We start from the raw sequence: 23,981 nt of genomic DNA on the forward strand, positions 1-23,981 counted from the left end.
ATAAAAAGGGCCGCAGTGACATGCGGCCCTTTTTGTGACTAAACCTTGATTTGTTTAATCAAACCAGGTTACTGGAACGAGATTACTCGAACCAGGTTACTCGAAACTCACACTCACTTCGTTTGAGCAGATATCACTTGCCTGACAGATCTTATAGGTGAAGCCCGTTACAGCAGGGTCGCGACCGAAATCACGGAACTGACCTGAGTTATTGACTGTACGCAGCAGGGCGCCATCGCGATAAATGTCGACTTGCTCAGCGCTGCTACCAGACCATGACAGGGATACCCGGTAGAAGCCCAGACGTGACTTGTTAGTACGTACTACTTCCAGTGCGATGTCATCAGAGCTGACGGTCACTTCCTGTGTGGTGCTGTTGCTGTTGCCTTCGCTGTCAGTGACAGTCAGTGTCGCAGAGTAAGTGCCCGATGTGGTGTAGACATGGGTCGGGTTCGCATCGCTGCTGCTGTTGCCATCACCGAAGTCCCACTGCCAGCTGACGATGTCGTTGTTGGCATCGGTGCTGCTGTCAGTAAAGGTTACGCTCAGGCCACTCTTTTCAAAGCTGAAACCGGCAACCGGAGGCTGTGCAGACACTTCACCCAGACCTGTTAGTGTCAGCGTCCAGTTATTCAGAGTCCCTGTATCCACACCCGCGTTGTCTGACACGCTCAGTGTCCAGTCACCACGTGCTGCTTCACCATTGAAGGCCGCTGAATTGAAGGTGTCAACCAGGTTGTCTGTGCTGCCGCCGCTGCGGTTGTGCAGGGTGACTGAGGTGCCCGCCGGAGAGGTCAGCGTGACCAGCAGATCGCCAATATACGTGTGGGTGATGTCCACCAGCGTGTTGCTGTCGAAAATGGTGATGTCATCAGCAACCGTGATCACTGAGCTGATACCATTGGCATCGTTATCAGGAATGTCCACAGCCGTTGTGTTGTCATAGCTGAAGTCGCTCAGACCTTGAGGTAGCACAGACAGGCTAACAGCTTTGCTTTCAGCCAGGTCGCCAGATGTGCCGTTGACTGTGAAGCTGTAGTTACCCCACTGAGTATCTGCCGTGGTCGGGACGGTCAGGGTGACTGTGCTACCCGGTGTTGCGGTGTTTTGTGACAGTACTGCGCCTGGCAATGCGCTGTCCAGTGTCAGCGCGATGTCGCCTTGCCAGTCAGCCACAGAGGTGAAGTTGAATTCATAGCTGGCCGTTTCACCCGCTGTGATTTCCTGTGTGCCTGGCGTAACGCCCATTCTGAAGCCCGGTGTCGGATCGGCATCAAGCAGTGCCTGATGTGCATTCAGACGCGTGCCTGCCACGGTTTTACCTTCCAGTGCCGCGTTGGCGTCACCGCTTTGCATCAGCAGGTTTTTCAGTGAAAGCGTATCGAGCGTCGGATCGATAGACAGCACCAATGCTGCGACACCGGCAACATGTGGTGTCGCCATGGATGTACCTGAGAAGCTGCTGTAACCGCCGCCCGGTACTGTTGACAGAATGGCGCTACCTGGCGCACCCATATCAACTGAAGTCAGACCCCATTGCGAGAAAGAGGACATAGTGTCATTGTCTGTGGTTGAGGCAATTGAGAATACGCTGTCATGCTCATAGCTAGACGGGTAGTGTGGGTTGCTGTCGTTATCGACTGCGCCGTTACCGGCTGCCGCCACAAACAGGATATCCGCATTTTCACTGGCCGTGATGGCATCTGCCAGCGTTTGGCTGAAACCACCGCCGCCCCAGCTGTTGTTTAGAACGCGTACATTATGGCCCGCCTGCTTGAGTGAGACCATGTAATCGATACACTCAATCGCATCGGAAGTGGAGCCGCTGCCTGAGGAATCCAGGAATTTACACCCGACGATAGAGACTTCGTGGTTTACGCCCACCACACCCGTGGCGTCGTTACCCGTGGCGCCGATAGTACCAGATACGTGAGTACCATGGCCCTGGTCATCCATTGGGTCACCGGAACCTGTGATGGCATTGACACCGTATACGTCATCGACGTAGCCGTTGTTATCGTTATCTATGCCATCTCCTGCGATCTCACCTGGGTTTTGCCACATGTTGGCCGCCAGATCCGGGTGTAAGTAGTCAACCCCGGTATCGATAACACCGACAATTACGTCGCGTGAACCTATGCTGATATCCCAGGCTTCTGGCGCATCGATATCGGCATCCTCAACACCACCGGTTTGTCCTGTGTTGTGCAGACCCCACAGTTCGCCGAAGCGCGCATCATCCGGAATACCCAGTGCCTTCACCTGATAATCCGGCTCAACATATTCTACCGCAGGGTGTTTTGCCAGTTTTGCAATGGCCTCTTTGCTGCTGAGCCCGTCCAGTTTGAAGTTGGCAAGGCGGCCCGCCAACACGTGCTTATAACGATCATCGACTTCATCGGCGTTGTTATCGGAAATACGTGCTTTAACCAGGTTACGAGCCTGGGCGCGCAGGGCACTGGACGCATCCTTTTTGAAGACTACCATGACGCTGTTGTCATTGGTTTTTTCTGTTGCTGTGATTTGTACTGCAGCTTGTGCTGCGCCGCTGAAAACTGGCAGTAATGCCAATGTTAAGGCAGAAAATTTTAGTTTCATCATTTGTCCTAGATTGTAAGTTGAGTTGTTGACCATGACGTCATGGTATGTGCTCGACTTAGTGGGCATGATGTGTAAACCGCCAGGCCAGAGGCTGGCAGTCGATAACTCGGTTTGGCAACTGAGCTCACGCTAAAACAGCCTGAATTGAGGGCGCAATTTTAAAGCGCGTTTTGTGGGTAAAAACCCGACTTTTTTGGTATTTGACTCGGATTTTGAAAGTGATTTCCATTCTTTTTTGTGAGTTTGATGGTCCGATGTTGGCCGTTCTGTGACTCATACTATTTTGTGAGTTTGCACTGTATCAATATCGGTAAATTAACTGTTTTCAATTTAAGTGATTGAATTTTATTTGTTTTATAGATTCCAAATTATTTCTCATTTCCCTGACTGACATGGCGCTCTACAGTGGTGGTGTGAGTCCATACAATGAAACGTGCAAACACTGCGCAGCCAGGAGCTGGGCAATGGACTCAGGCTGTAACGACTAAGCGAGTATGAATGCGGCTCTTTAGGTGCGGGTATCTAATAATGGATAACGGCAATCTGGAGGGAAGCGGTGAAGATAACCCGGGTTTATTTGTACTGTGTCTGCCCGAGCGCACAGGTCAGGAGCTGGCAACCTCCATAAAGACGGTGTGTTTTAACCATCAGGCAGACAGGCGTACAAGTTGAAGGACATGGTAAAAATGATAAATAACTCTAAGGAGAACCAGGTGAAATTTTCGAAATCACTGACCTGCTGTGCAATTGCACTGGCATTATCTGGTGTCAGCGTGGCACAGGCTGCCGACACAGAAGCAAAATCGGCTTCAACGTCTGAACTGGCACAGCTGATCCAGATAGACAACACAGGCAATACGCTGACGGTAACACAGCGCTCTAACAATGGCGCAGGCAATGTGCTCACCAGCTCGCAACAAGGTGAATCCAATGTCAGCGAACTGTCGATTGAAGGCGATAGCAATACGACCACCGTATTTCAGGCGGGCACGGGCAACCTGGCCAAAGTGACGGCTGCGGGCGATGGTAATACGCAGGAATACAGCCAGGATGGTGAGGCTAATGGAGCACTGACTGAATTAAATGGTAACGACAACAGCCTAAACATCACTCAGCGCGGTGCGGGTTACATTGGCATCAATAACGAAGTGACAAACACCATTAATGGTGATGGTAACCGTATCCATGTTGAGCAAAGCAGCGGTGGCCACTGGTTCTACAACACCGACATGCAGGGTAACAACAACCAGGTAACGGCAACTCAGCAAGGGACCTGGGGTGAAGTGAACATTGACCGTGTACAGGGCGACCAGAACAGTATCGAGGTCGATCAAAACGGCACTTACAATGAGCTAAACCTGGCGCTTTTGCAGGGCAATAATAATGACCTGAGCCTGTCTCAGGAAGGCAACTACAACAAATTCACCATTGATGTGCTCGCTGGTAACGATAATGAGCTGCAGGTAGAGCAAAGCGCGGGTAACGGTAACCAGATTGAGCTGGCTCAGTTGCAGGGCGAGAGCAACCGGGTGGATCTGGAACAGGAAGGCAATGATAACCGCATGACTTCCACACTGTTCAGCGGCGACAGTAACTATGTCACGCTGGCGCAGCTGGGTGACAACAATCAGACAACGTTCGACGTAGTTGGTAATGACAACGACTTCGATGCACAGCAGCGCGGTAATGACAATCAGGCTTATCTGGGTGCTGCAGGCAACGATAATGAATACAGCACCTTGCAATTGGGTGACAACAACCAGCTGCACATTGCGAAGTTTAACAGCAATGGCAGTGAAGTGGGTGTGATCCAAAATGGCGACAATAACGAGGTGGTGTTGCAGTCATCGCATCCTGATAACACGCTGACCAGCAACAATAATATGCTGAATGTGGCGCAAACCGGTGACAGCAATGGGGTGTCGGTCACTCTGGCGTCTGTGGTTGACAGCGGACTGAACCAGCTGGATTTGGTGCAAAATGGTGAACTCAATGCCATCGACCTGATGCTGGAAGGCAATAGTAACGATATCGCCATTGAGCAAACCGGCGGCGCAAACTTTGTGGCCGGTGTTGACTCGGGTGCATTCGTTGTCAGTGGCAGCGATAACAACATCCAAATCAATCAGGACGGCTTCGGTAACCTGGTTGAAGGGGGCGTAAATGGTAGCGGCCAGACCATCAACATTACTCAGGTCGGTGACTACAACGTCGCGACTGTGACTCAGCAGTAATGATCACGGCCACAAAACCGTCAGGTTTTGTGGCCAAATAAGCCCTTATGAAGTTATCGATTTTTGTTCTGATTATGCTGTGTTTTAGCTTGATACCGCACAGCCACGGAGCCGACGAAGAAGTTGAGCTGGGTGGGCTGGTTATCGACCAGAGCATTAGCCGCTTCGGCTACCAGTTTTATTTTGACTTTTCACAGCTGTGGCGCGATGTACCGGCGACCTCAGGAGTGAATATCACCATTAAAGAAACCGTCCTGCCACGTGCGGGTACCCGGTTACAGGTATTTATGAACAACCAGCTGGTGTATGCCACTGCCATGGGGCGTCGCGGTGGACCCCTTAAGGCACGCGTTGAGGCGGCATTATTTGCCATTATGGATGCCATGGCCAGCGCACAGCATCAGCAACACTCTCCAGATTTAGCAACAAGCGGGTGGTAACAATGAAAACAACAATAATATGCTGCTTTGGCGTGCTATGCAGTCTGTCGCTGCATGCCACGGAATTAGTCTACAAACCCATTAATCCGTCTTTTGGCGGCAACCCCCTCAATGCCAATATGCTTTTAAATAAGGCCCAGGCACAAAATAAACATCGTGCGCCGGTGATTGAAAAATCCTACGGCGACCGCTTTCAGGAATCCCTGGAGCGAACTTATCTGAATCGCATGGTGCGGGAAATTACGTCCACAGCGTTTGGCGATGAAGTCGAGGACAGCATTTTTGATAAAGACTCGACCTTTATGAGCGGCGATTACGAAATTCAGGTGATCACCAGCACACCCGATTCCATTACGGTGCAGATCACCAACACACTGACGGGCGATATGACGACGCTGGAAGTACCGAGGTTTGGTTAATGAAGTATTTGAGTTTTACCCTGATGATGCTACTGCTGAGTGCCTGTAGCAGTATCCCTGTTTTGCCACCTCCCATGGCGAAGGCCGAGCCGCTGGCCGCCACTGAGGTGTTTAGTGAGTTAAAAGCACTGCCCGCGCCACGAGGTCCAATTCCGGTTTCTGTCTATTCGTTTCGCGACCAAACCGGACAATATAAACCTCAGGAAAATGTCAGCTCGTTTTCAACGGCGGTGACCCAGGGGGCCAATTCCATTCTGATGCAGGCGCTGCATGAAACCGACTGGTTTATTCCCATTGAGCGAGAGGGGCTGCAAAACCTGTTGACCGAACGCAAGATCACCCGCGCTGCGATGCAGGACAAGGAGGCATCAAGCAGTCTGCCGCCGCTGACGCACGCTAAGCTGATCTTCGAAGGTGGCATCATCAGCTATGATGCCAACATTAAAACAGGCGGTATGGGAATGGAGTATTTCGGCATTGGTGCGTCTGAGTTGTATCGTGAAGACACCATCAGCATCTATCTGCGGGCAGTTGATGTGCGCACCGGACAGGTGTTGTTATCGGTCGCCACCAGTAAAAAAGTGCTGTCTAAAGAAATGCGGGCAGGGTTTTTCCGCTATGTCAGCTATAAACGTCTGGCCGAAGCGGAGGCCGGATACAGTGAAAATGAACCCATGCATATTTGTGTGACTCAGGCGATTGAAAAGGCCCTGACGTTACTGGTTCATCAGGGCCTCGAAAAAGGGGTGTGGGCGGCAAAATCCGCCCCACAGCAGGCTGGTTAATTGGCCAGCCCGCCAAAGGGGATATGCTGCTGGGCCCAGTTGGCTAGCTCAATCCGGTTGCGCGAGTTGGTCTTTTTAAAAGCGCTGTAGATGTGGGTTTTGACGGTATGGCTGCTGATATTAAGAGAATCAGCAATATCGTCGTTTTTCGCACCATCAGCCAGCAATCGGATCACGGACTTTTCGCGTTTAGTCAGTGAGGCCAGTGTAATATCACGCTGTTCGTCCGACAGGCCCGGCAGAGTCTGCGGCAGACGCTGCATCAGGGCACTGAATGCCAGTGAAATGGCACCTCTGCCAAACCAGAGTTCACCGCCGAGTACACGCTGAATGCCTTTGAACTGGCTTTCTGGCGAAGCGCCCTGATAGAGCACGCCTTTGACATTGGCGAGCAGGGCGGTTTGTTCGTCCAGGGTATCCGGGCAAGCATTAAATAACAAGACACTGTGATGTTGTGCCAACGCCCTGAGCTGTGCGCTGAGTAAGTCTCGGCATTCACGGTGACTCACATCGACCAGAAACAGCTGGTACTGCGCCCTTTGCTCAGTGGCGGGCAGGCGGGTATCGACCTTGATATTGTTACCGCAAGCCTCAAGCATTTTGACAAACATGAGGAAATCCTGACTCAGCGTATTGGTCTTTTGGTCTGTCAGGACAAACAGAGCACTACGCGTTTGGTTGTCTGAATACATCATTTTATCGACTGTCCTTTTGTTGTTCCGTTAACTCAAATATACATATTTTTTACAAGATGTTTAGTACTTATTTCCAATTTTTGGAACTGACCGGATCAGTATGACTTATTGGAACATTCCATTTTTACCGACGAGACGAAGAAAGTGTGCTGTAATGACCAGCTGGACTGTGTTTGGCCCTGCCAAGGGAAGAAAGTAAGTCGCTGCTCTGCTGAGCCTGTTAATTTTTACATTTATGTTTCATTCAAAGTGAAAACAGGGCTGTCAGTAAGCTACAGTGGGGAGTGTAGGCAAGATGAAGGATACTCGCAGAGCCTTAAATACAGAATCAGCGAGGTTAACGGCAGGCCTGACAGAGAAGATTATCAGGCCGTAAGGTTAAGCTGAGTGAGGGGTGGCCGTTGCCAGTAAAAAGGGCTGTGACTGGGTTTTGGCCTCATACATAGTTTTATCCGCACAATTTAATAGCTCAGTTGGCCCATCGCCATCAGGCGCGGTGAGTAACTGACCTCGCCGGTCACCACATTCCACTCCAATCAGTTCGCTCAGGGGCTGACCATTGGGCTGTGTGTCACACAGATCTAAGGTCTTAAGAAAGTGCGGATTACACTGAGTGATTTTAAAGCTTTCGTCGAGGACCACGATACTGGCAGGCAGGGTGTTGAGAATAAAGTGGGTTAACTCGTGCTCAGCCAGTTTTGAATCCAGCTGATGTTTTTCCTGCGTGACCTTGTCGAGCTTACGCGATACCCCCTGAAACTGATTTGGCGTGGGAATGGCAATGGCGCTGGGGATCAGGCGGAACATGTACACTGCGGTGGTAATAGAGATCAGCGCTGTAGCCATTTTGGCTAGGGCATGCATACCATAGGTGCCTTGCCAGACGGTGTAAATGCCTACCAGGTGAGTTAATCCGCACAGCAGAATAAAACTTGAAAATAGCACAAACAACCAGTGACCACCGACGTCTGGTCTTTTTTTGGCAAAAATCATAATGGCAATGGGGATAGAAAAATAGGCGGTGGCAATGAGTAAATCCGAGATAACATTGCCCCACTGCAAATGGGGTTGCCATAAATAACAGTGCCCGTGGGGCATATAGGCATCATGAAAAAATGACTCAAAACTGTTGGCTTTCATGGTGGTTGTCCTTACTCGGGGTGCTCGGCTGGCTGTGCGGGAAAGCTGGGGTTGGGCAAAGTTGCAATCACAGGTTTGGCAAACAGATAGCCCTGCATTAAATAAACGCCTAAATCACGCAGGCAGCGGTAATCCGTCAGGGTTTCAACGCCTTCAACGACCAAGTCTATGTCCAGTCGGCGTGCCATCAGACAAATACCGTCGACAATGGCCTGTTTGACCGGATCCTCTGCAATGCCGTTTATCAGTGAAATATCGAGCTTAATGATGTCGGGCTGGAAGCGATGCAGCACTTCTATGCCAGCGTAACCGGCGCCAAAATCGTCCAGTGCAACCTTAAAGCCGTTTTTGTTGTAGGTGTTGGCAATATCGATGAGCTTTTCATGGTCGGTGAGGTGCTCTTGCTCAGAGACCTCAAAGATAATTCTCTCTTTTGCCAGGTTGAATTTATCGGCGGCTTCGAGGGTTTTGCGCAAGCAGGTTTGCGGGTCGTAAATGGCGTTGGGTAAAAAGTTAATCGACAGCTTAGCGGTATCGCTGAGTCCGGCCATCATTTCAATGGCGGTGGTGCGACACAGCTGGTCGAAATAATACTTGCTGTCTTCTGTGACCTGAGCGAGTACCTGTCCGGCCGACTGACCCTGAGTGCCTCGGACCAAAGCTTCATAGGCATAGACTTGTCGGGTGCGCAGGTCCACGATTGGTTGCATGGCCATAGTGATGTCCATTTTGTAATCGGTGTGACAACGACAAGTTTTGCAGCCAGGCATAGAGACTCCCTGTTTAAAAGTTAGACGCCTTAACAAGTCTGGCATAGCCCAAAGGTTTTGCAATCGAACTGTGACAGGTTTACAAGGGAATAATACGTTGGAGAATCGAGTCGAAGTTTACTTTGCTTAGATGATATGCGGATAATAATAATAATAAAAAGAAAAAGCGCCCGTGGGCGCTTTTAGCAGAGATTAGCTCTGGCCTGTGAGTTTGAGAAACTTCTCAGCCAGCGTATCCAGGCTCTCGCGGTGTGCGGGGTCTGGTTTAATACAGTCAATCGGGCAGACACTGACGCAGGTTGGCTGGTCGTAGTGGCCGACGCACTCAGTGCATTTATCCGGATCTATCTCATAGATTTTTTCACCCATATAGATTGCCTGGTTGGGGCATTCCGGGTCGCACATATCGCAGTTAATACATTTACTGTTGATCAGTAACGCCATGGTTTACGCTCCGCTTTGGCCAGTTCAGGCTTTTTTAAACGGATTGCGGGTGTTTTCTTGTGCACCCAGATTACGCATCAAAATGGCATGGCTCAGGTCAATGTCTTCGGGCAGTGGGATTTTCACTATATGGCCCGAGCCCTTGGCATCGCTGATCTGCTCGCCTTTCTTGTTTTCCATGTGCTCAAGGTTGAAGCTGATATTGCCCTGTGGGGTCATCAGTTCCAGGCTGTGGCCGGTACAGAACTTGTTTTTAACGTCAATTTCCACCAGGCCATTGTCGTGGCGACCCAAAATTTCCCCAACAAACTGCTGTTGATCCGACACTGAATGACCGTAGTCATAATTTTGGTACTCCTGATGGGCATGACGCTTGAGGAAGCCCTCGGTGTAGCCCCGGTGTGCCAGGTTTTCCAGTGTCCGCATCAGTGACGGGTCGAACGGCTTACCGGCGACGGCATCATCAATAGCACGGCGATAGACCTGTGCGGTTCTGGCAACATAGTAAAAAGACTTAGTCCGGCCTTCAATTTTCAGGCTGTGCACGCCCATCTTGGTCAGCTGATCAACGTATTGCACGGCACGCAAGTCTTTGGAGTTCATAATATAAGTGCCATGCTCATCTTCAAAGGCCGGCATATACTCACCTGGGCGACCTTGCTCTTCAAGCATAAACACCTGATCGGTCGGCTGTCCGTCACCTAACGTCGGGATCACCTGTTGCGGGTCAATTTTGTGCACCACATCGCCTGTGGCGTTTTCTTCTCCCGGCTTAACGTCGTAGCTCCAGCGGCAGGCATTGGTGCAGGTGCCCTGGTTAGGGTCGCGCTTATTGATGTAGCCAGAGAGCAGACAGCGCCCAGAGTAGGCCATACACAGCGCACCATGCACAAATACTTCCAGCTCAGTATCCGGGCACAAAGTGCGGATCTCGGCAATTTCTTCCAGTGACAGCTCCCGTGACAGGATCACCCGCTCTATACCTTGCTTTGCCCAGAATTGCACGGCCGCATAGTTGACGGCGTTGGCCTGAACGGACAGGTGAATGGGCATATCGGGCCACTTTTCGCGTACCAGCATGATTAGGCCCGGGTCGGACATGATCAGCGCGTCCGGTTGCATGGCAATGACTGGCTCAATATCGCGCAGGTAAGTTTTGACCTTGCCGTTGTGCGGCGCGATGTTAGAGACCACATACAGCTTTTTATTTTGCTGGTGGGCTTCGTTAATGCCAATTTCGAGGTTGGCCAGATCGAATTCATTGTTGCGCACGCGCAGGCTGTAGCGCGGCTGGCCGGCGTACACGGCATCGGCACCGTACGCAAAAGCGTAACGCATATTCTTTAAACTACCGGCGGGTGAAAGGAGCTCAGGTACAAACATCTCAAAAACCTCATACATTGAACTGATTACGGGTCAGCTGTTGGGGTAAATCAATCGTCTGCGTGCCCTGCATTGCAGTGAACCGGACGATTGGGTTAAATCAAAAAGCGGCGCAGTATAGGGCAAGCCGCCGAGGTGTTTTTTGACTTGGATCAGGTTTTGCGGGGTCCCTGACAAATTGCCCAACCTGCGGCCACATAAGGCCTGGTTTCACACAAAATCATCGCGGGACAGAAATAGTAGGTTTTTACATCTAAAACGCGTATAATTCGCGCCCGTATAAATTCATTAATTTCATTTTGGAGCAAAAAAGATGGCTTTAGAGCGTACTTTTTCAATCGTTAAGCCTGATGCGGTCGCTAAAAACCACATCGGTGCAATCTACAACCGTTTCGAGTCTGCTGGTCTGAAGATCGTTGCAGCTAAAATGATCCACCTTTCTCAAGAGAAAGCGGAAGGTTTCTACGCAGAGCACAAAGAGCGTCCTTTCTTCGGTGCTTTGGTTGAGTTCATGACTTCTGGTCCAGTAATGGTTCAGGTTCTTGAAGGCGAAGATGCAATCCGTAAAAACCGTGAAATCATGGGTGCAACTAACCCAGCTGAAGCGCTAGCGGGTACGCTACGTGCTGACTACGCTGACAGCATCGACGAGAACGCGGTACACGGTTCAGACGCTCCAGAGTCTGCTGCACGTGAAATCGCTTACTTCTTCACTGAAGAAGAGCTGTGCGCACGTACTCGTTAATTCGAGCACGGTGACATCAAAGAAGGGCCTTAGCGCCCTTTTTTCGTCCCTGATGCACTTTGCTAAGCCTGAATGCGACAGACAGCAGGCTTAGCAAAGTATTCAGATTTGAAAGCGTTGATTAAATTTTGTACAATTCAGCGTTTTATTAAATTTGCACTGGCCGTCATCTGATCTGGGGTTGTTTCATGACTACGACTGAGAAAAAAATTAACTTACTTGATTTAAATCGCGAGGGGATGCGCGAGTTGTTTGCATCATACGGTGAGAAACCGTTTCGCGCCGATCAGGTCATGAAATGGATTTACCACTTCGGCATTGATAACTTCGATGATATGAGCAACATCAATAAAAAGCTGCGCGCTAAGTTGCAGGCGGAGTGTGAGATCCGTGCACCGGAAATCTCAGTACGCCAGCAGGCCAGCGATGGCACTATCAAGTACGCCCTGGTACTGGATGGCGGACAGGAAGTGGAAACCGTGTGGATCCCCGAAAAAGACCGCGCCACTTTGTGTGTGTCTTCTCAGGTGGGTTGTGCGCTGGAATGTACCTTCTGTTCAACGGCGCAACAGGGTTTTAACCGTAACCTGAAAGTCAGTGAGATCATCGGCCAGGTGTGGCGCGTAGCCAAAGACATTGGCTTGCATGATGGCGACAGCACCAAGCGTCCGATCACCAATGTGGTGATGATGGGGATGGGTGAGCCGCTGCTCAACATCAACAACGTGGTGCCTGCAATGGAACTGATGATGGACGACTGGGCATTCGGTCTGTCTAAGCGTCGAGTGACCCTGAGTACTTCAGGTGTAGTACCAGCATTGGATATTCTGAAAGAAAAAATTGACGTAGCACTGGCGATTTCCTTACATGCGCCAAACAATCCGCTGCGTGATGAGCTGGTGCCTATCAATAAAAAGTACCCGATTGAAGAGTTCCTGGCGGCCTGTCGTCGTTATATCGATGGCTCAAAGGCCAATAAAGACGTCACCATTGAATATGTGATGTTGCAGGGCGTGAACGACAGCACCGATCATGCTCATGAGCTGGTTCAGGTATTAAAGGGCACGCCGTCTAAAATCAACCTGATCCCGTTCAACCCGTTCCCGGGCAATGAGTATGGGCGTTCGAGCAACAGTCGTATCGACCGTTTCTCTAAAGTACTTCAGGCAGCCGGGTTAACCTGTATCGTGCGCCGTACCCGTGGTGATGATATTGATGCCGCCTGTGGTCAGCTGGTAGGAGACGTGGTCGACAGAACCAAGCGTCTGGCGAAGAAAAAGCAGCTTGAAGACAACGCGATAGCGGTTAAGGTTGGCTAAAAAAAGGGTGAAACTCGAACGCATTCGGGTAATATATGGGCATAGATCAACAGCGCTCTGGTGAGCTATGCCTGCGGCCTTGCGCCGACTGTCACCTGTCAGTGCGCGCTTTTAACTAAAGTGTTTAGTTTAGCTATGTTTTCATTGGTAAAAAGTTTCTCCTTTGAGGTATCAAAGCGCACTGTGGCTGCCCGATCCGGGTTGCTGATGATAATGGGCGTGATGCTTAGTGGTTGTGTGACCGAAACCCGCTATGCCAACAGCGATAAGCCCGTCGTGCAAAGCAAGGCAAGTCGCGAAGACGCTGCTAAAACCCGTATCTCGCTGGCCTTGCAATACCTGGCTAACGGCAACAACACCCAGGCCAAGTATAACCTAGAGCGCGCATTGACATTAGCGCCGAAACTCCCCGAAGCCCACTATTCTCTGGCTTATTACTACGAGCAGGTAGGCGAGAATGCCCGTGCTGAGCAGGCATATCAAAAAGCACTGGGACTGGCGCCGAAAGACCCAAACACGCTCAATAACTACGGCACCTTTTTATGTCGCATCGGCAAATATGATGAAGCGACGGAGCAGCTGTTTAAAGCCATTGAGATCCCCAGCTATATTCGTGTGGCACAGAGCTATGAAAATTTAGCCCTGTGTGCACTGCGCCAGGATAACTTCGAGCTGGCGCTGGATTATTTGAGCAGTGCTGAAAAGCATAACGGCCAGCGTCAGTCGACCCTACTGCTTATGGCTGGGTTGCACTATGCAAAGAGTGAGCTGCATCGCTCAGAGGAAATACTCAAGGTCTATGGCGATCGTGGTTTTGTGTCGGCGCGTGGCTTATTACTGTCTCATTTACTGGAGCTGCGCAAAGGCCATCTGCAACAAGCTGAAGAAACAGCCACTTTGCTGTTGCAAACTTATCCGGACTCGCCCCAGGCAGCCCTGGTGATCCAGCAGCGCCTGAAAGACAGCGAGTTTGAACGCCTGAAAGAGCAATATCGTCAGGCCCAGTTGACTAAAATCACTCATAAATCACCCACGCATTTGGTGGCTGAGCCTAAGATCAAAGTGCGCCGTAAGGTGGAACCCGCCATTGTTCGTGACCAGGCGTCTAAGCCGGAGCCTGTGACCCCAGTGCCTGTGACTCCAGAGCCCGCAGCCAAACCTGTACAAACTCGCTCTTTGCGGGCACAGCAATTCACCGGGCATTCACCCAGCGTGGATACAGTAGCGGCCCCGGTAACAGCACCCGATAAGGCGGCACAGACGATTAAGCCGGTTGCCCCGCACACCCAAGGCCAGGTTGTCTTTTATGAGCCCGATCCGACTGATATCGCATTTTCGGCGCCCACCTCGCGCGCCCGCGACGAGGGACCCCGAACAGACAGCTGGCTTGCGCAACTGCCTGAACAAAGCACCTCAGAGCCAGCTCAAAGCCGAGCCTCTGGCGGCTTGTTGAACCGCGATATTGTGTTACCCAGTGTCCCTCAGCACACCGTTCGCCTGGGGGAAAACCTGTTTAGCGTCTCAGTGAAGTATAACCTCAAGTTAGACAAGCTGATGGCATGGAATAATTTACGCGAGTCAGACCAGCTGTCGATTGGTCAGGTGGTGTATTTAAATAATCCTAAGATAGTGCACACCATAGGTGAAGGTCAGTCGCTGTTCGACATTGCAATGGAATATGATCTTCAGATTGACGACCTGATGCGGTGGAACAAATTGACCCCGGATATCGTCTTACAACCAGGACGGCATCTCTTAATCGTGGATCCAGATAACTATATTTTATGAACGAAGCAGAAATAGACACAGAAAACAGCAGCGACTTACTGTCGCTCGGACAAACACTGGCCAAGGCCAGACATGAGCAGGGCGTCAGCTTTGAGGAAATCTCCGCACGGCTAAAGCTCAGTGAAACTCAGATCAACAAACTGGAGCAGGACGATTACCATAAGCTCGGTCCTGAGACTTTTGTACGTGGCTATATAAAGAGCTACTGTGGTTTGCTCGGGCTGGATGCACAACAAACTCTGAAACTCTACCAGTCGCCGGTTGTACCAGAGCAAAAAGGTAAAATGAAAAGCTTTTCACGCCGCACGGAAAAAGAAGCGCACGATAATCGCCTGATGTGGGTTAGTTATGCGGTGTTAATTGTGGTGATAGGCAGTTCTGCGATTTGGTTCTGGCAAAATAGCAGTAGCCAAAGTGAGATCACCCCAGGTGACGCGCTGGATATTCCGCAGGCCAGCGTAACAACCGATAATGTGCAGCGCCCGGCACCCAGCACCTTAGATGCCGAGCATTCAGTAGCGGTGTCTGATACGTCAGGTGCAGATACATCCGGTCCAGACAATGCGCCACAAAGCGCGCCTGAGACCGCTGAACTAAGCGTGGAAGCGCTGCCGAGCACGGTAGTTCAGACGCCAGAAGCACAACCCGAGGCCTTGCCAGAACGTGCGCAAAACCCGACTACACAGCGCGGTAACACCAGTGATGTGCAGGTCACGCCGGCAGCAGAGGCTGTATCTGATGATACACAGTCCGAGTTCGCCCAGAGCACCATTGTGATGGTGTTCAAAGAAGACAGCTGGGTTGAGATCTTCGATGCCAGTCAGGAGCGGGTGGCGTTTGGCGTTAAAAAAGCGGGGTACACCATGACCGTCAGTGGACAGGCCCCGTTTTCCGTCGTACTGGGCAAACACCAGGCCGTGAGCATCACACTGGATGGCGCAGCCGTGGACATTTCCAGCCTGCCGCGCAATCGTTTAGCCAAATTTAATTTACCGTTAGCAGAGTAATCGTCATGTTTTCAGAATCACCGATCAAACGTAGAAAATCCACGCGCATCAATGTGGGGAATGTGCCCATCGGGGACGGAGCACCGATCGCCGTGCAGTCGATGACCAACACCAATACCCTGGACGTAGATGCGACCGTCGCGCAGATCCGGGCGATTGCCGATGCGGGTGCTGACATAGTGCGGGTCTCTGTGCCAACCATGGAAGCCGCAGAAGCGTTTAAGAGCATCAAAGAGCAGTCCGAGATACCACTGGTCGCCGACATCCATTTTGATTATCGTATCGCCCTGAAAGTAGCGGAATATGGTGTGGATTGCTTGCGCATCAACCCAGGCAACATCGGCAATGAAGAGCGTATTCGTGCGGTCGTCGATGCAGCACGTGATAAGAACATTCCAATCCGCATCGGGGTTAATGGTGGCTCGTTGGAGCGTGATCTGCAGGAAAAATATGGCGAACCGACGCCAGAAGCCTTGCTTGAGTCAGCGATGCGTCATGTTGAGATCTTACAGCGACTCGACTTCGACCAGTTTAAAGTGTCAGTCAAAGCGTCGGACGTTTTCCTAGCCGTTGGTGCCTATCGCCTGCTGGCCAAAGAGATCGATCAGCCACTGCATTTAGGGATCACCGAAGCCGGTGGAATGCGTGCCGGTTCGGTAAAATCGGCTGTGGGCCTGGGCATGCTGTTGGCCGAGGGGATTGGTGATACGCTGCGTGTATCTTTAGCGGCTGATCCGGTTCAGGAAGTCAAAGTGGGCTTTGATATTTTAAAGTCGCTGCGCATTCGCTCGCGCGGTATTAACTTTATCGCCTGCCCAAGCTGTTCTCGCCAGGAGTTTGACGTGGTCAATACCATGAACCAGCTGGAAGAGCGCCTTGAAGACATCACAGCGCCGATTTCCGTGTCTGTCATTGGCTGTGTGGTCAATGGCCCAGGTGAAGCCTTGGTGAGCGATTTGGGTCTGGCCGGTGCAAACCGTCGCTCGGGCTTATACATCAATGGCGAGCGCCAGAAACTGCGTATTGATAACGACCATATTGTCGAGCAGCTCGAAGAGCAGGTACGCAGCTATGTTGAAAAACAACAAAACGAACCCAAAATCGACGTCAAGATAGTCGAGTAAGTAACGCAGGCCCGGCAAACTAAGCGTTTACGTTTTAGCCGAGCTGGGTATAATAGCGGGTTTATCAGGAATGGCTAAGCCATCGGGCATAGCCACCCATTTCGTGTAAAAAATTAGATTACTAGGAATTTCAGTGGCAAAACAAATTCAGGCAATTCGAGGTATGAACGATTGTCTGCCGGGTGATACGCAAATCTGGCAGAAGGTAGAATCTATCTTACGTGACACAGTGGCATCTTTTGGATATCAGGAGATCCGCTTTCCTATCGTGGAGTCCACCGAGCTGTTTAAGCGCTCGATTGGTGAAGTCACCGACGTCGTTGAAAAAGAAATGTATACCTTCGAAGATCGCAATGGCGATCTCCTGACCTTGCGTCCTGAAGGGACCGCCGTGTGTGCACGAGCCGGTAACCAGCATGGCTTACTGTACAATCAGGAACAACGTTTGTGGTACATGGGTCCGATGTTCCGTCATGAGCGTCCGCAAAAGGGCCGTTATCGCCAGTTCCACCAGTTTGGTGTGGAAACCTTTGGCGTAGCCAGTGCCGACATGGATGCCGAAGTGATCCTGATGACGGCGCGCCTGTGGCAGCAGTTTGGGATCAGCGAATTTGTGCGTCTGGAACTTAACTCTCTGGGCTCAAACGAAGCGCGCGCTACTTATCGTGATGCCTTGATTGCCTTTTTGGAGCAACACGAAGCGCACCTGGACGAAGATTCAAAGCGTCGTATGTACAGCAACCCGCTGCGCGTATTGGACAGCAAAAACCCCGACGTACAAGCTATTTTGGTGGATGCACCAAAACTGTCTGAGTACTTGGACGACGAGTCGCGTCAACATTTTGCAAATTTATGTGAACGTTTAGAGGCAGCGGGCGTCGAATACCAGGTTAATGAAAAACTGGTACGCGGCCTGGATTATTATAACCGCACTGTATTCGAATGGGTGACAGATAGTTTAGGCGCGCAGGGCACTGTGTGTGCCGGTGGCCGTTATGATGGCATGGTCGAGCAGCTCGGCGGTAAGGCAACGCCGGCTGTGGGCTTTGCTATGGGCATGGAGCGTCTGGTACTGATGCTCAAAGAAATGGAGCGCTTGGGAGCTTTACGCCGCAGTGCGGATGTATTTGTTGCTGCTATGGGTGAGCAGGCTGGCATTCAGGCGCCGGTGATTGCGCAACAACTACGCAGTGAAATCCCTGGCTTGCGCGTACTGGTCAATGCCGGTGGTGGCAACTTCAAAAAACAACTGAAACGTGCGGATAAGAGCGATGCTGTGGTTGCCCTGATTTTTGGCGAAGATGAATTGGCCGAAGGTAAGGTGACTGTTAAGTATCTCCGCGAACATAAAGAACAAGTTACCCTGACACTGGCAGAGGCAAAAAGCTTGCTGTCGGCGTTAGTGGATTAAGCGCTGCGGCGCAGTAAAGTCAGGCCAGATATCTGAAAAGACTGGCTTTACGCTATTAATTAAGAGGTCAGAATGGAAATTTATTCAACAGAAGAACAACAAGCCGAAGCAATAAAACGATTTTTCCGCGAAAATGGAACATCCTTGATCATCGGCGCGGTGCTGGGCCTGGGTGGCCTGTATGGTTGGAAAGCGTATAACCAGAATCAAATCGATACCGCAGAGGCAAGTTCTGAAGCCTATAACCAGCTGGTTGATAGTGGTGACGTTCTGACCAAAAGCGATGACTTTTTAGCAAACAATGGCGAGTCTAGCTACGCCGTTCTGGCTGCCTTTGTTGCGGCAAAAGAAGCGGTTGAGCAAGGCAAGCTGGATGTGGCTCAAGAAAAGCTCACCTTTGCGGCCGATTCAGTCAAAACGCCTGAGCTAAAAGCGACGGCCTATCTGCGTCTGGCTCGTGTACAGGCAGCGCGCGAAGATTACTCGGCAGCACTGGCCACTTTGGGCAACCCAATGCCAGAAAGCTTCGTTGCTCAGGTTGCTGAAGTCAAAGGTGATATTCTGCTGGCGCAAGGCAAAAAAGGCGCTGCGCGTGATGCATACCAAAAGGCAGTGACCGCCGGTGGCAGCGACAATAACCCACTGCTACAGATTAAACTGGACGACCTGGCCGGCACAACAGCACTGTAAGGAGTAGCCATGAAGAAGTTGACTATGGCCTCTTTGGCGCTATGTATGGCGTCATTGCTGGGGTGCTCTTCAAGTGATGATGAAGAAGAGCTGGTACTACCTGAAATTGTAAACCAGTTTGAAACAGACGTGGTCTGGCAGGAATCTATCGGTGATGGTGTTGAGCACTACTTCTCTCGTCTGACGCCCACCTTTTACCAGAGTACGGTCTATGTGGCTGAGCGCAATGGCTTGGTTGCTGCGCTGGATGTCAGCAGTGGTGACACGTTGTGGGAAGTCGACACACGCGAGAACCCGGCGTTCTGGCCTTGGGAAGACGATGACACAGCAAAGCTGTCGGGCGGCATTTTGCAGGCCTATGGCAAGCTGTATATCGGCTCTGAGCACGGTGAAGTGATTGCACTGGACCGTGACACCGGGGAGATCGTTTGGCGTAAGTCTGTGCCTGGCGAAGCGCTTTCAACACCGGCTGCCGGAGATGGCTTAGTGTATATCAACCTGGGCTCTGGCAAATTGCTAGCATTGCACCCGGATACCGGTGAAGAACGCTGGCAGTTTGAGCAGGAAGTACCGGCACTGACATTACGTGGCCTGAGTTCACCTACGTCAGCAAATGGTGGCGTACTGGTTGGTGAAGAAAGCGGCAAGTTGTCTGTTTTGATAGCCGAGAATGGCTTTATGGCCTGGAGCGCAGATATTGCCCTGGCGAAAGGCGCTTCTGAATTTGAGCGCCTGGTTGATGTGGATACCAAACCAGTTGTTGTCGGCAGTACCGTGTATACCATTGCCTATAATGGTAAACTGGCTGCTCTGGACGTGCGCAATGGTAATGTACTGTGGGACCGAGAATATAGCAGTTACCGCGACCTCAGTGTCGAGCTGAATACCATTTATTTGGTAGACAGCGAAGGCGTGCTCTATGCTCTAGATAGAGAGTCTGGCATTGAACGCTGGAGCCAGTCTGCGTTGCGTGGTTGGTATCTGACCACACCTGCGGTGGCTGGCAACTATCTGGTTGTGGGCGATCAGGAAGGTAACCTGCACTGGCTGGATAAGCAAACCGGACAGCTGGTTTCGCGTGAAGAGTTTGATAGCTCAGGCTTTTTCGTTGAGCCTATCGTGGTTGACGAGACGCTGATCCTGTACACCCGAGATGGTGAAGTCAGTGCGGTAAAAATTCCGTAACCGCCATACGCTGAATGAATTGAAGTAAGGCTTCGCGGTGCGAAGCCTTTTGTTGTTTTTAAAAGAGGTAGTCTATGCTTCCTGTGATCGCTCTCGTCGGGCGACCCAATGTGGGTAAATCCACTTTATTTAACCGTCTGACCCGCACGCGTGATGCGTTGGTGGCGGACTTTCCGGGCCTTACACGTGACCGTAAATATGGCCAGGCGAATTACGATGGCTATGAGTTTATCGTGGTCGATACCGGCGGTATTGATGGCAGTGAAGAAGGCATCGAAACGGAAATGGCCGAGCAATCATTGCTGGCCATCGAAGAAGCCGACGTCGTTTTATTTTTGGTTGATGCCCGCGCAGGCATGACGGCGGCCGATCAGGCTATTGCCCAGCATTTGCGTAAGCAACAAAAGAAGAGCTTTGTCGTTGCCAACAAAACCGATGGCATTGACGCGGACTCTAACTGTGCCGAGTTTTATCAGTTAGCATTGGGCGAGGTCTATCACATCGCAGCGGCCCACGGTCGCGGTGTCACCCAGCTACTTGAAGCCACACTGGGCCCGGTGATCGCTGAGCTGGCAGGGGAAGAAGACGACATTGAGCAGGACGATGAACTGCTGACCGAGCTTTACCTGGAAGGGGAAGAAGCCCCGGAAGACGGTAAAACCGGGTTTGAAGACAAGCCCATTAAGCTGGCCATCATAGGTCGCCCTAACGTTGGTAAGTCAACACTGACTAACCGTATTTTGGGTGAAGAGCGGGTGATTGTGTACGATATGCCGGGCACAACGCGTGACTCTATCTATATTCCGATGACCCGCAATGAGCGTGACTACGTGTTGATCGATACCGCAGGTGTGCGTAAGCGTAAGAAAGTCAGCGATGTGGTCGAAAAATTCTCCGTTATTAAAACCCTTCAGGCGATTGAAGATGCCAACGTGATCCTGCTGGTGATCGATGCCCGTGACGGTATCTCAGATCAGGATCTCAGCCTGCTGGGCTTTGCCCTGAATGCGGGCCGCTCTTTAGTGATCGCCGTGAATAAGTGGGATGGTCTGGATGACTACGTCAAAGAGCGCATCAAGTCTGAACTGGATCGTCGCCTGGGCTTTATCGACTTTGCGCGCCTGCACTTTATTTCGGCATTGCATGGCACGGGCGTGGGCCACTTGTTTGAGTCGGTTGAAGAAGCCTATGAGTCGGCAACCAAGCGGGTAAGCACCGCTATGCTCAGACGGATCATGGACATGGCGCAGGCCGATCACCAGCCACCGTTGGTACGTGGTCGCCGGGTTAAACTCAAATATGCGCATGCCGGCGGATACAATCCACCGCGTATCGTGATCCATGGTAACCAGGTGCATGACTTGCCTGACAGCTACAAGCGCTACCTGATGAACTATTATCGCAAAGCGCTTAACATCATGGGGACGCCGATTAAGATCGAATTCCGTGAAGGGGATAACCCATACGCCGGTCGTACCAATAAAATGACCCTGTCGCAGAAGCGAAAGTTACGGGCATTTACCAAAGAGCAAAAAAACAAGTCATAACGACTAGATAAAGGGCGCCAGTGGCGCTCTTTTTATTGCTCAGCTAATTTTCATCCTAAGCCTAAATCGGTTTACGCTGAACGAAAAATATGCTTTATTTATATTTATTTAGCCTGAAAATTAGCCATGCAGTTTCTGAAAACCGTGATCTATGTCGACAGTGTCGAAGAGGTACTGGACTTTTATTATCAGGCCTTCGGGCTCAGTGCCTGTGGTCTTAGCGAGGACGGAGACTATGGGGAGCTGGATACCGGGCAGGTGTTACTCGCTTTTGCCACGCACCCGGTGGCGCAGGCGCAGTTTAAGCAAAGCTATATCCGCAGTCAGCCTAAGCAGCCGGCGCTGGGGTTTGAACTGACATTAGGGTGTGAAAATGTGGCAAAGAGTTACGACAAAGCGGTGGCAGCCGGTGCCGAGCCTTTATCGCCTCCTGCACAAAAAGGCGAGCACACACAGGCATATGTGCGCTCAATAGAAGGCACCTTAGTGGCGCTGATAAGCGTGGAATAAACTTATACCAATTTCACTTAATACCTGTTCAATTTGACGGAGCAAATATGACGCTAACTGTGTTAAAAATTTCTCATTTAGAACAACTAAATAGCGAAATTTTTGCCTGGTTATCGACCCTATTTTCTCGCCTCAAAATAGAACACTTAATTAAGCAAATTGGTATTATTCTGACAGGGCACGAGCCAGACCGACTGGTTCAATCTCGGTACAGACGTTTTCATCATTCCAGTTCAGGCCCAGTAATGCGTTGTCGTCGCGCAAGTCTTCAATCCACTCGTCGAGCAGCTCATTCAAAGAGATGGCGATCGGCTTGAAATCTGCCCACTCGTCGCGGCACTGTGCCTTCGCGTTGTCTTCGTTATCCCAAAGTAGCAATACGTCTGACTCTTCAAACTGATTTGAGTCAACCACAACCAGGCCGCCATCGTCTGAGCCCAGCGCCCAAACCTGCTCCTGCTCTTTTGCGGTTACGACAAAATTGACTACTTCCGATTCTAATTCGATGTCACTCATGGTGTATTTCCATAGTTGTCAGAGCTGATACCAACTTCACTTAATACCTGTTCAATTTGAAGGAGTAAATACGACGCTAACAGCGTTAAAAATTTCTCATTTAGAGCGACTAAACATCAAAATTTTTGCCTTGTTATCGACCCATTTTCTCGCCTCAAAATAGAACACTTAATTAAGCAAATTGGTATTATGCTCTGGGATCTGTAAGACGTGCCTCGTCAAGAGGCTGCCATTGGTCATAAAACTGCTCCAGCGCGGTGTACGGTGTTAGGTCGAACAGGCTTCTGAAGCGGATCCAATCCAGCAGGCAGTATAAACTGATCTGAGTATACTCGCAGTTTAAAAATACATTTTCATGACAGCTTTGATCTAATACACCCAGGGTTTCGGCTATCCGCCCTCGTTGCAGATTAAAAAACAGCTTATCGTCATCCGTATTAAACTGTGAACGCTGGCACAGTAATAACTCAACCAGTGAATCGTTGCAGGCATTGATGATAGTGAGGAGGTTTTCCTGTGCCCAGTTGAGGTGAGGTAAAGAGAATTTTTGTTGCAAATAGCGGGCAATGACATTGGAGTCCAGTATTGCCTGATCGTCGGCCAGCAGAAACGGCAGTTTTTGTGCCGGGTTATGCTGGTTCAGAATCGCTCTGCCTTGTTCACTGAAGATATCCAGTTTGCGATAGTCCAGGGTAATGTCATGGCGAAGGCAGTAAATGCGGATGCGCCTGACGTACGGAGAAGTGTCCGAGCCGTATAAGATCATCACTCAATCCTTAGTTGTGGTTAGATGCGTAATGACTATAGCACTACTTTAAGACGGGTAAAAACAGGGCAGGACAGACTTCAGAAATATCGAACAGCGCTACCAGCAGCAAGCTGCCAGTAGCAAATGGGCGTGAGTTGCTTAATCGACCCGGCTGGTCACTTCAAGCAGGTGATAACCAAACTGGGTTTGCACCGGCCCCTGTACTTCATTAAGCGGCGCCGAAAAAACCACCTTATCGAATTCAGGCACCATCATTCCGGGGCCAAATTCGCCCAGATCGCCACCGTCCTGACCCGACGGGCAGCTGGAATATTGTTTGGCGATGTCGGCAAAGTCTTCACCGGCTGCAATACGTTGCTTAAGTTCAAGGCATTGGGCTTCGTTATCGACTAATATGTGTCTTGCGCTGGCTAGTGTCATTATCTCTCCATGGGTGGTTAATTAATGCTCATACATTAT

The 23,981-nt window shown here is 50.8% G+C and carries 24 protein-coding genes; 15 read left to right on the plus strand and 9 right to left on the minus strand.

The annotated features are described in order from the left end of the window. Window positions 1-96: 96 nt before the first annotated feature. Window positions 97-2,598, minus strand: coding sequence for a S8 family serine peptidase (locus L1285_RS08380; RefSeq protein WP_235411910.1), 2,502 nt, complete (start codon window positions 2,596-2,598; stop codon window positions 97-99). 531 nt (window positions 2,599-3,129) lie between these two features. Here L1285_RS08380 and L1285_RS08385 point away from each other — a divergent pair. The 5 genes from L1285_RS08385 to L1285_RS08405 are packed head-to-tail and all read left to right on the plus strand — an operon-like array spanning window position 3,130 to window position 6,479. Next, window positions 3,130-3,273 carry a hypothetical protein gene (locus tag L1285_RS08385; RefSeq protein WP_156158653.1) on the plus strand — a complete coding sequence of 48 codons (144 nt, stop codon included), beginning with the start codon at window positions 3,130-3,132 and terminating at the stop codon, window positions 3,271-3,273. A gap of 41 nt (window positions 3,274-3,314) precedes the next feature. Further along, a complete protein-coding gene (locus L1285_RS08390; RefSeq protein ID WP_235411912.1) occupies window positions 3,315-4,835 on the plus strand; it encodes a curlin in 1,521 nt (506 codons plus the stop codon). 47 nt (window positions 4,836-4,882) lie between these two features. Continuing rightward, entirely contained in the window at window positions 4,883-5,275 is a 393-nt protein-coding gene (locus L1285_RS08395) for a CsgE family curli-type amyloid fiber assembly protein (RefSeq protein ID WP_268836007.1), read from the plus strand. 2 nt (window positions 5,276-5,277) lie between these two features. Next, window positions 5,278-5,694: a curli assembly protein CsgF gene (locus L1285_RS08400; RefSeq protein WP_235411914.1), complete on the plus strand. Its 417-nt coding sequence runs from the start codon at window positions 5,278-5,280 to the stop codon at window positions 5,692-5,694. Next, window positions 5,694-6,479, plus strand: a complete 786-nt coding sequence (locus L1285_RS08405) for a CsgG/HfaB family protein (RefSeq protein ID WP_235411916.1) — start codon at window positions 5,694-5,696, stop codon at window positions 6,477-6,479. Before L1285_RS08400 ends, L1285_RS08405 begins: the two co-directional genes overlap by 1 nt. Here the strand turns inward: L1285_RS08405 and L1285_RS08410 are convergent. From L1285_RS08410 to trhP, 5 genes are all read right to left on the minus strand, one after another. Further along, window positions 6,476-7,174 (minus strand): helix-turn-helix transcriptional regulator, encoded by a 699-nt coding sequence (locus L1285_RS08410; protein WP_235411918.1) that lies wholly within the window; start codon window positions 7,172-7,174, stop codon window positions 6,476-6,478. The two genes, L1285_RS08405 and L1285_RS08410, sit on opposite strands and share 4 nt — an antisense overlap. Window positions 7,175-7,552: 378 nt before the next feature. After that, window positions 7,553-8,314, minus strand: a complete 762-nt coding sequence (locus L1285_RS08415; protein ID WP_235411920.1) for a PAS domain-containing protein — start codon at window positions 8,312-8,314, stop codon at window positions 7,553-7,555. 11 nt (window positions 8,315-8,325) lie between these two features. Further along, the gene (locus L1285_RS08420) at window positions 8,326-9,084 is read right to left on the minus strand and encodes an EAL domain-containing protein (protein WP_235411922.1); all 759 of its coding nucleotides are present in this window, start codon (window positions 9,082-9,084) and stop codon (window positions 8,326-8,328) included. 192 nt (window positions 9,085-9,276) lie between these two features. Then, window positions 9,277-9,528 carry a YfhL family 4Fe-4S dicluster ferredoxin gene (locus L1285_RS08425; RefSeq protein ID WP_046005076.1) on the minus strand — a complete coding sequence of 84 codons (252 nt, stop codon included), beginning with the start codon at window positions 9,526-9,528 and terminating at the stop codon, window positions 9,277-9,279. Window positions 9,529-9,552: 24 nt separating this feature from the next. Continuing rightward, a complete protein-coding gene (gene trhP / locus L1285_RS08430; protein ID WP_235411924.1) occupies window positions 9,553-10,911 on the minus strand; it encodes a prephenate-dependent tRNA uridine(34) hydroxylase TrhP in 1,359 nt (452 codons plus the stop codon). A 313-nt stretch (window positions 10,912-11,224) separates the two neighbouring features. On the opposite strand from trhP, the gene ndk reads away from it, so the two are divergent. The 10 genes from ndk to L1285_RS08480 all read left to right on the plus strand — a co-directional run bounded on the left by ndk (window position 11,225) and on the right by L1285_RS08480 (window position 22,237). Next, window positions 11,225-11,656, plus strand: a complete 432-nt coding sequence (ndk, locus tag L1285_RS08435; RefSeq protein WP_010383936.1) for a nucleoside-diphosphate kinase — start codon at window positions 11,225-11,227, stop codon at window positions 11,654-11,656. A gap of 188 nt (window positions 11,657-11,844) precedes the next feature. Next, on the plus strand, window positions 11,845-12,975 hold the full coding sequence (locus L1285_RS08440) for a bifunctional tRNA (adenosine(37)-C2)-methyltransferase TrmG/ribosomal RNA large subunit methyltransferase RlmN (protein WP_010383939.1): 1,131 nt from the start codon (window positions 11,845-11,847) through the stop codon (window positions 12,973-12,975). Window positions 12,976-13,110: 135 nt separating this feature from the next. After that, entirely contained in the window at window positions 13,111-14,763 is a 1,653-nt protein-coding gene (pilW, locus tag L1285_RS08445) for a type IV pilus biogenesis/stability protein PilW (RefSeq protein WP_235411926.1), read from the plus strand. Then, window positions 14,760-15,770, plus strand: coding sequence for a RodZ domain-containing protein (locus L1285_RS08450; protein ID WP_235411928.1), 1,011 nt, complete (start codon window positions 14,760-14,762; stop codon window positions 15,768-15,770). The genes pilW and L1285_RS08450 overlap by 4 nt, the downstream gene beginning before the upstream one ends. Window positions 15,771-15,775: 5 nt before the next feature. Beyond that, window positions 15,776-16,894: a flavodoxin-dependent (E)-4-hydroxy-3-methylbut-2-enyl-diphosphate synthase gene (gene ispG / locus L1285_RS08455; RefSeq protein ID WP_046005072.1), complete on the plus strand. Its 1,119-nt coding sequence runs from the start codon at window positions 15,776-15,778 to the stop codon at window positions 16,892-16,894. A gap of 133 nt (window positions 16,895-17,027) precedes the next feature. Continuing rightward, window positions 17,028-18,305 carry a histidine--tRNA ligase gene (gene hisS, locus L1285_RS08460; RefSeq protein ID WP_235411930.1) on the plus strand — a complete coding sequence of 426 codons (1,278 nt, stop codon included), beginning with the start codon at window positions 17,028-17,030 and terminating at the stop codon, window positions 18,303-18,305. 72 nt (window positions 18,306-18,377) lie between these two features. After that, window positions 18,378-18,995, plus strand: coding sequence for a YfgM family protein (locus tag L1285_RS08465; RefSeq protein ID WP_235411932.1), 618 nt, complete (start codon window positions 18,378-18,380; stop codon window positions 18,993-18,995). Window positions 18,996-19,004: 9 nt separating this feature from the next. Further along, window positions 19,005-20,180 (plus strand): outer membrane protein assembly factor BamB, encoded by a 1,176-nt coding sequence (bamB, locus tag L1285_RS08470; RefSeq protein WP_235411934.1) that lies wholly within the window; start codon window positions 19,005-19,007, stop codon window positions 20,178-20,180. Window positions 20,181-20,254: 74 nt separating this feature from the next. Then, window positions 20,255-21,727: a ribosome biogenesis GTPase Der gene (gene der, locus L1285_RS08475; protein WP_125721006.1), complete on the plus strand. Its 1,473-nt coding sequence runs from the start codon at window positions 20,255-20,257 to the stop codon at window positions 21,725-21,727. A 126-nt stretch (window positions 21,728-21,853) separates the two neighbouring features. Next, window positions 21,854-22,237 carry a VOC family protein gene (locus L1285_RS08480; protein ID WP_046005067.1) on the plus strand — a complete coding sequence of 128 codons (384 nt, stop codon included), beginning with the start codon at window positions 21,854-21,856 and terminating at the stop codon, window positions 22,235-22,237. A 165-nt stretch (window positions 22,238-22,402) separates the two neighbouring features. On the opposite strand, the gene L1285_RS08485 is transcribed toward L1285_RS08480, so the two are convergent. From L1285_RS08485 to L1285_RS08495, 3 genes are all read right to left on the minus strand, one after another. Further along, window positions 22,403-22,753, minus strand: a complete 351-nt coding sequence (locus tag L1285_RS08485) for a DUF2750 domain-containing protein (RefSeq protein ID WP_046007492.1) — start codon at window positions 22,751-22,753, stop codon at window positions 22,403-22,405. A 187-nt stretch (window positions 22,754-22,940) separates the two neighbouring features. Then, window positions 22,941-23,519, minus strand: a complete 579-nt coding sequence (locus tag L1285_RS08490; protein WP_235411936.1) for a glutathione S-transferase family protein — start codon at window positions 23,517-23,519, stop codon at window positions 22,941-22,943. A 141-nt stretch (window positions 23,520-23,660) separates the two neighbouring features. Continuing rightward, window positions 23,661-23,942, minus strand: coding sequence for a peptidylprolyl isomerase (locus L1285_RS08495; RefSeq protein WP_046003683.1), 282 nt, complete (start codon window positions 23,940-23,942; stop codon window positions 23,661-23,663). Window positions 23,943-23,981: the final 39 nt, after the last annotated feature.

The organism is Pseudoalteromonas sp. DL2-H2.2, from assembly GCF_021532535.1.
GTDB classification, from domain to species: domain Bacteria; phylum Pseudomonadota; class Gammaproteobacteria; order Enterobacterales; family Alteromonadaceae; genus Pseudoalteromonas; species Pseudoalteromonas rubra_A.

Excerpts from the sequence above, each read along its gene's own strand:
- L1285_RS08380 (WP_235411910.1), bottom strand. The coding sequence starts at position 2,598 with ATGAAACTAAAATTTTCTGCCTTAACATTGGCATTACTGCCAGTTTTC.
- L1285_RS08385 (WP_156158653.1), top strand. The coding sequence starts at position 3,130 with ATGGATAACGGCAATCTGGAGGGAAGCGGTGAAGATAACCCGGGTTTA.
- L1285_RS08395 (WP_268836007.1), top strand. The coding sequence starts at position 4,883 with ATGAAGTTATCGATTTTTGTTCTGATTATGCTGTGTTTTAGCTTGATA.
- L1285_RS08400 (WP_235411914.1), top strand. The coding sequence starts at position 5,278 with ATGAAAACAACAATAATATGCTGCTTTGGCGTGCTATGCAGTCTGTCG.
- L1285_RS08405 (WP_235411916.1), top strand. The coding sequence starts at position 5,694 with ATGAAGTATTTGAGTTTTACCCTGATGATGCTACTGCTGAGTGCCTGT.
- L1285_RS08410 (WP_235411918.1), bottom strand. The coding sequence starts at position 7,174 with ATGATGTATTCAGACAACCAAACGCGTAGTGCTCTGTTTGTCCTGACA.
- L1285_RS08415 (WP_235411920.1), bottom strand. The coding sequence starts at position 8,314 with ATGAAAGCCAACAGTTTTGAGTCATTTTTTCATGATGCCTATATGCCC.
- L1285_RS08420 (WP_235411922.1), bottom strand. The coding sequence starts at position 9,084 with ATGCCTGGCTGCAAAACTTGTCGTTGTCACACCGATTACAAAATGGAC.
- L1285_RS08425 (WP_046005076.1), bottom strand. The coding sequence starts at position 9,528 with ATGGCGTTACTGATCAACAGTAAATGTATTAACTGCGATATGTGCGAC.
- trhP (WP_235411924.1), bottom strand. The coding sequence starts at position 10,911 with ATGTTTGTACCTGAGCTCCTTTCACCCGCCGGTAGTTTAAAGAATATG.
- ndk (WP_010383936.1), top strand. The coding sequence starts at position 11,225 with ATGGCTTTAGAGCGTACTTTTTCAATCGTTAAGCCTGATGCGGTCGCT.
- L1285_RS08440 (WP_010383939.1), top strand. The coding sequence starts at position 11,845 with ATGACTACGACTGAGAAAAAAATTAACTTACTTGATTTAAATCGCGAG.
- pilW (WP_235411926.1), top strand. The coding sequence starts at position 13,111 with ATGTTTTCATTGGTAAAAAGTTTCTCCTTTGAGGTATCAAAGCGCACT.
- L1285_RS08450 (WP_235411928.1), top strand. The coding sequence starts at position 14,760 with ATGAACGAAGCAGAAATAGACACAGAAAACAGCAGCGACTTACTGTCG.
- ispG (WP_046005072.1), top strand. The coding sequence starts at position 15,776 with ATGTTTTCAGAATCACCGATCAAACGTAGAAAATCCACGCGCATCAAT.
- L1285_RS08465 (WP_235411932.1), top strand. The coding sequence starts at position 18,378 with ATGGAAATTTATTCAACAGAAGAACAACAAGCCGAAGCAATAAAACGA.
- bamB (WP_235411934.1), top strand. The coding sequence starts at position 19,005 with ATGAAGAAGTTGACTATGGCCTCTTTGGCGCTATGTATGGCGTCATTG.
- der (WP_125721006.1), top strand. The coding sequence starts at position 20,255 with ATGCTTCCTGTGATCGCTCTCGTCGGGCGACCCAATGTGGGTAAATCC.
- L1285_RS08480 (WP_046005067.1), top strand. The coding sequence starts at position 21,854 with ATGCAGTTTCTGAAAACCGTGATCTATGTCGACAGTGTCGAAGAGGTA.
- L1285_RS08485 (WP_046007492.1), bottom strand. The coding sequence starts at position 22,753 with ATGAGTGACATCGAATTAGAATCGGAAGTAGTCAATTTTGTCGTAACC.
- L1285_RS08490 (WP_235411936.1), bottom strand. The coding sequence starts at position 23,519 with ATGATCTTATACGGCTCGGACACTTCTCCGTACGTCAGGCGCATCCGC.
- L1285_RS08495 (WP_046003683.1), bottom strand. The coding sequence starts at position 23,942 with ATGACACTAGCCAGCGCAAGACACATATTAGTCGATAACGAAGCCCAA.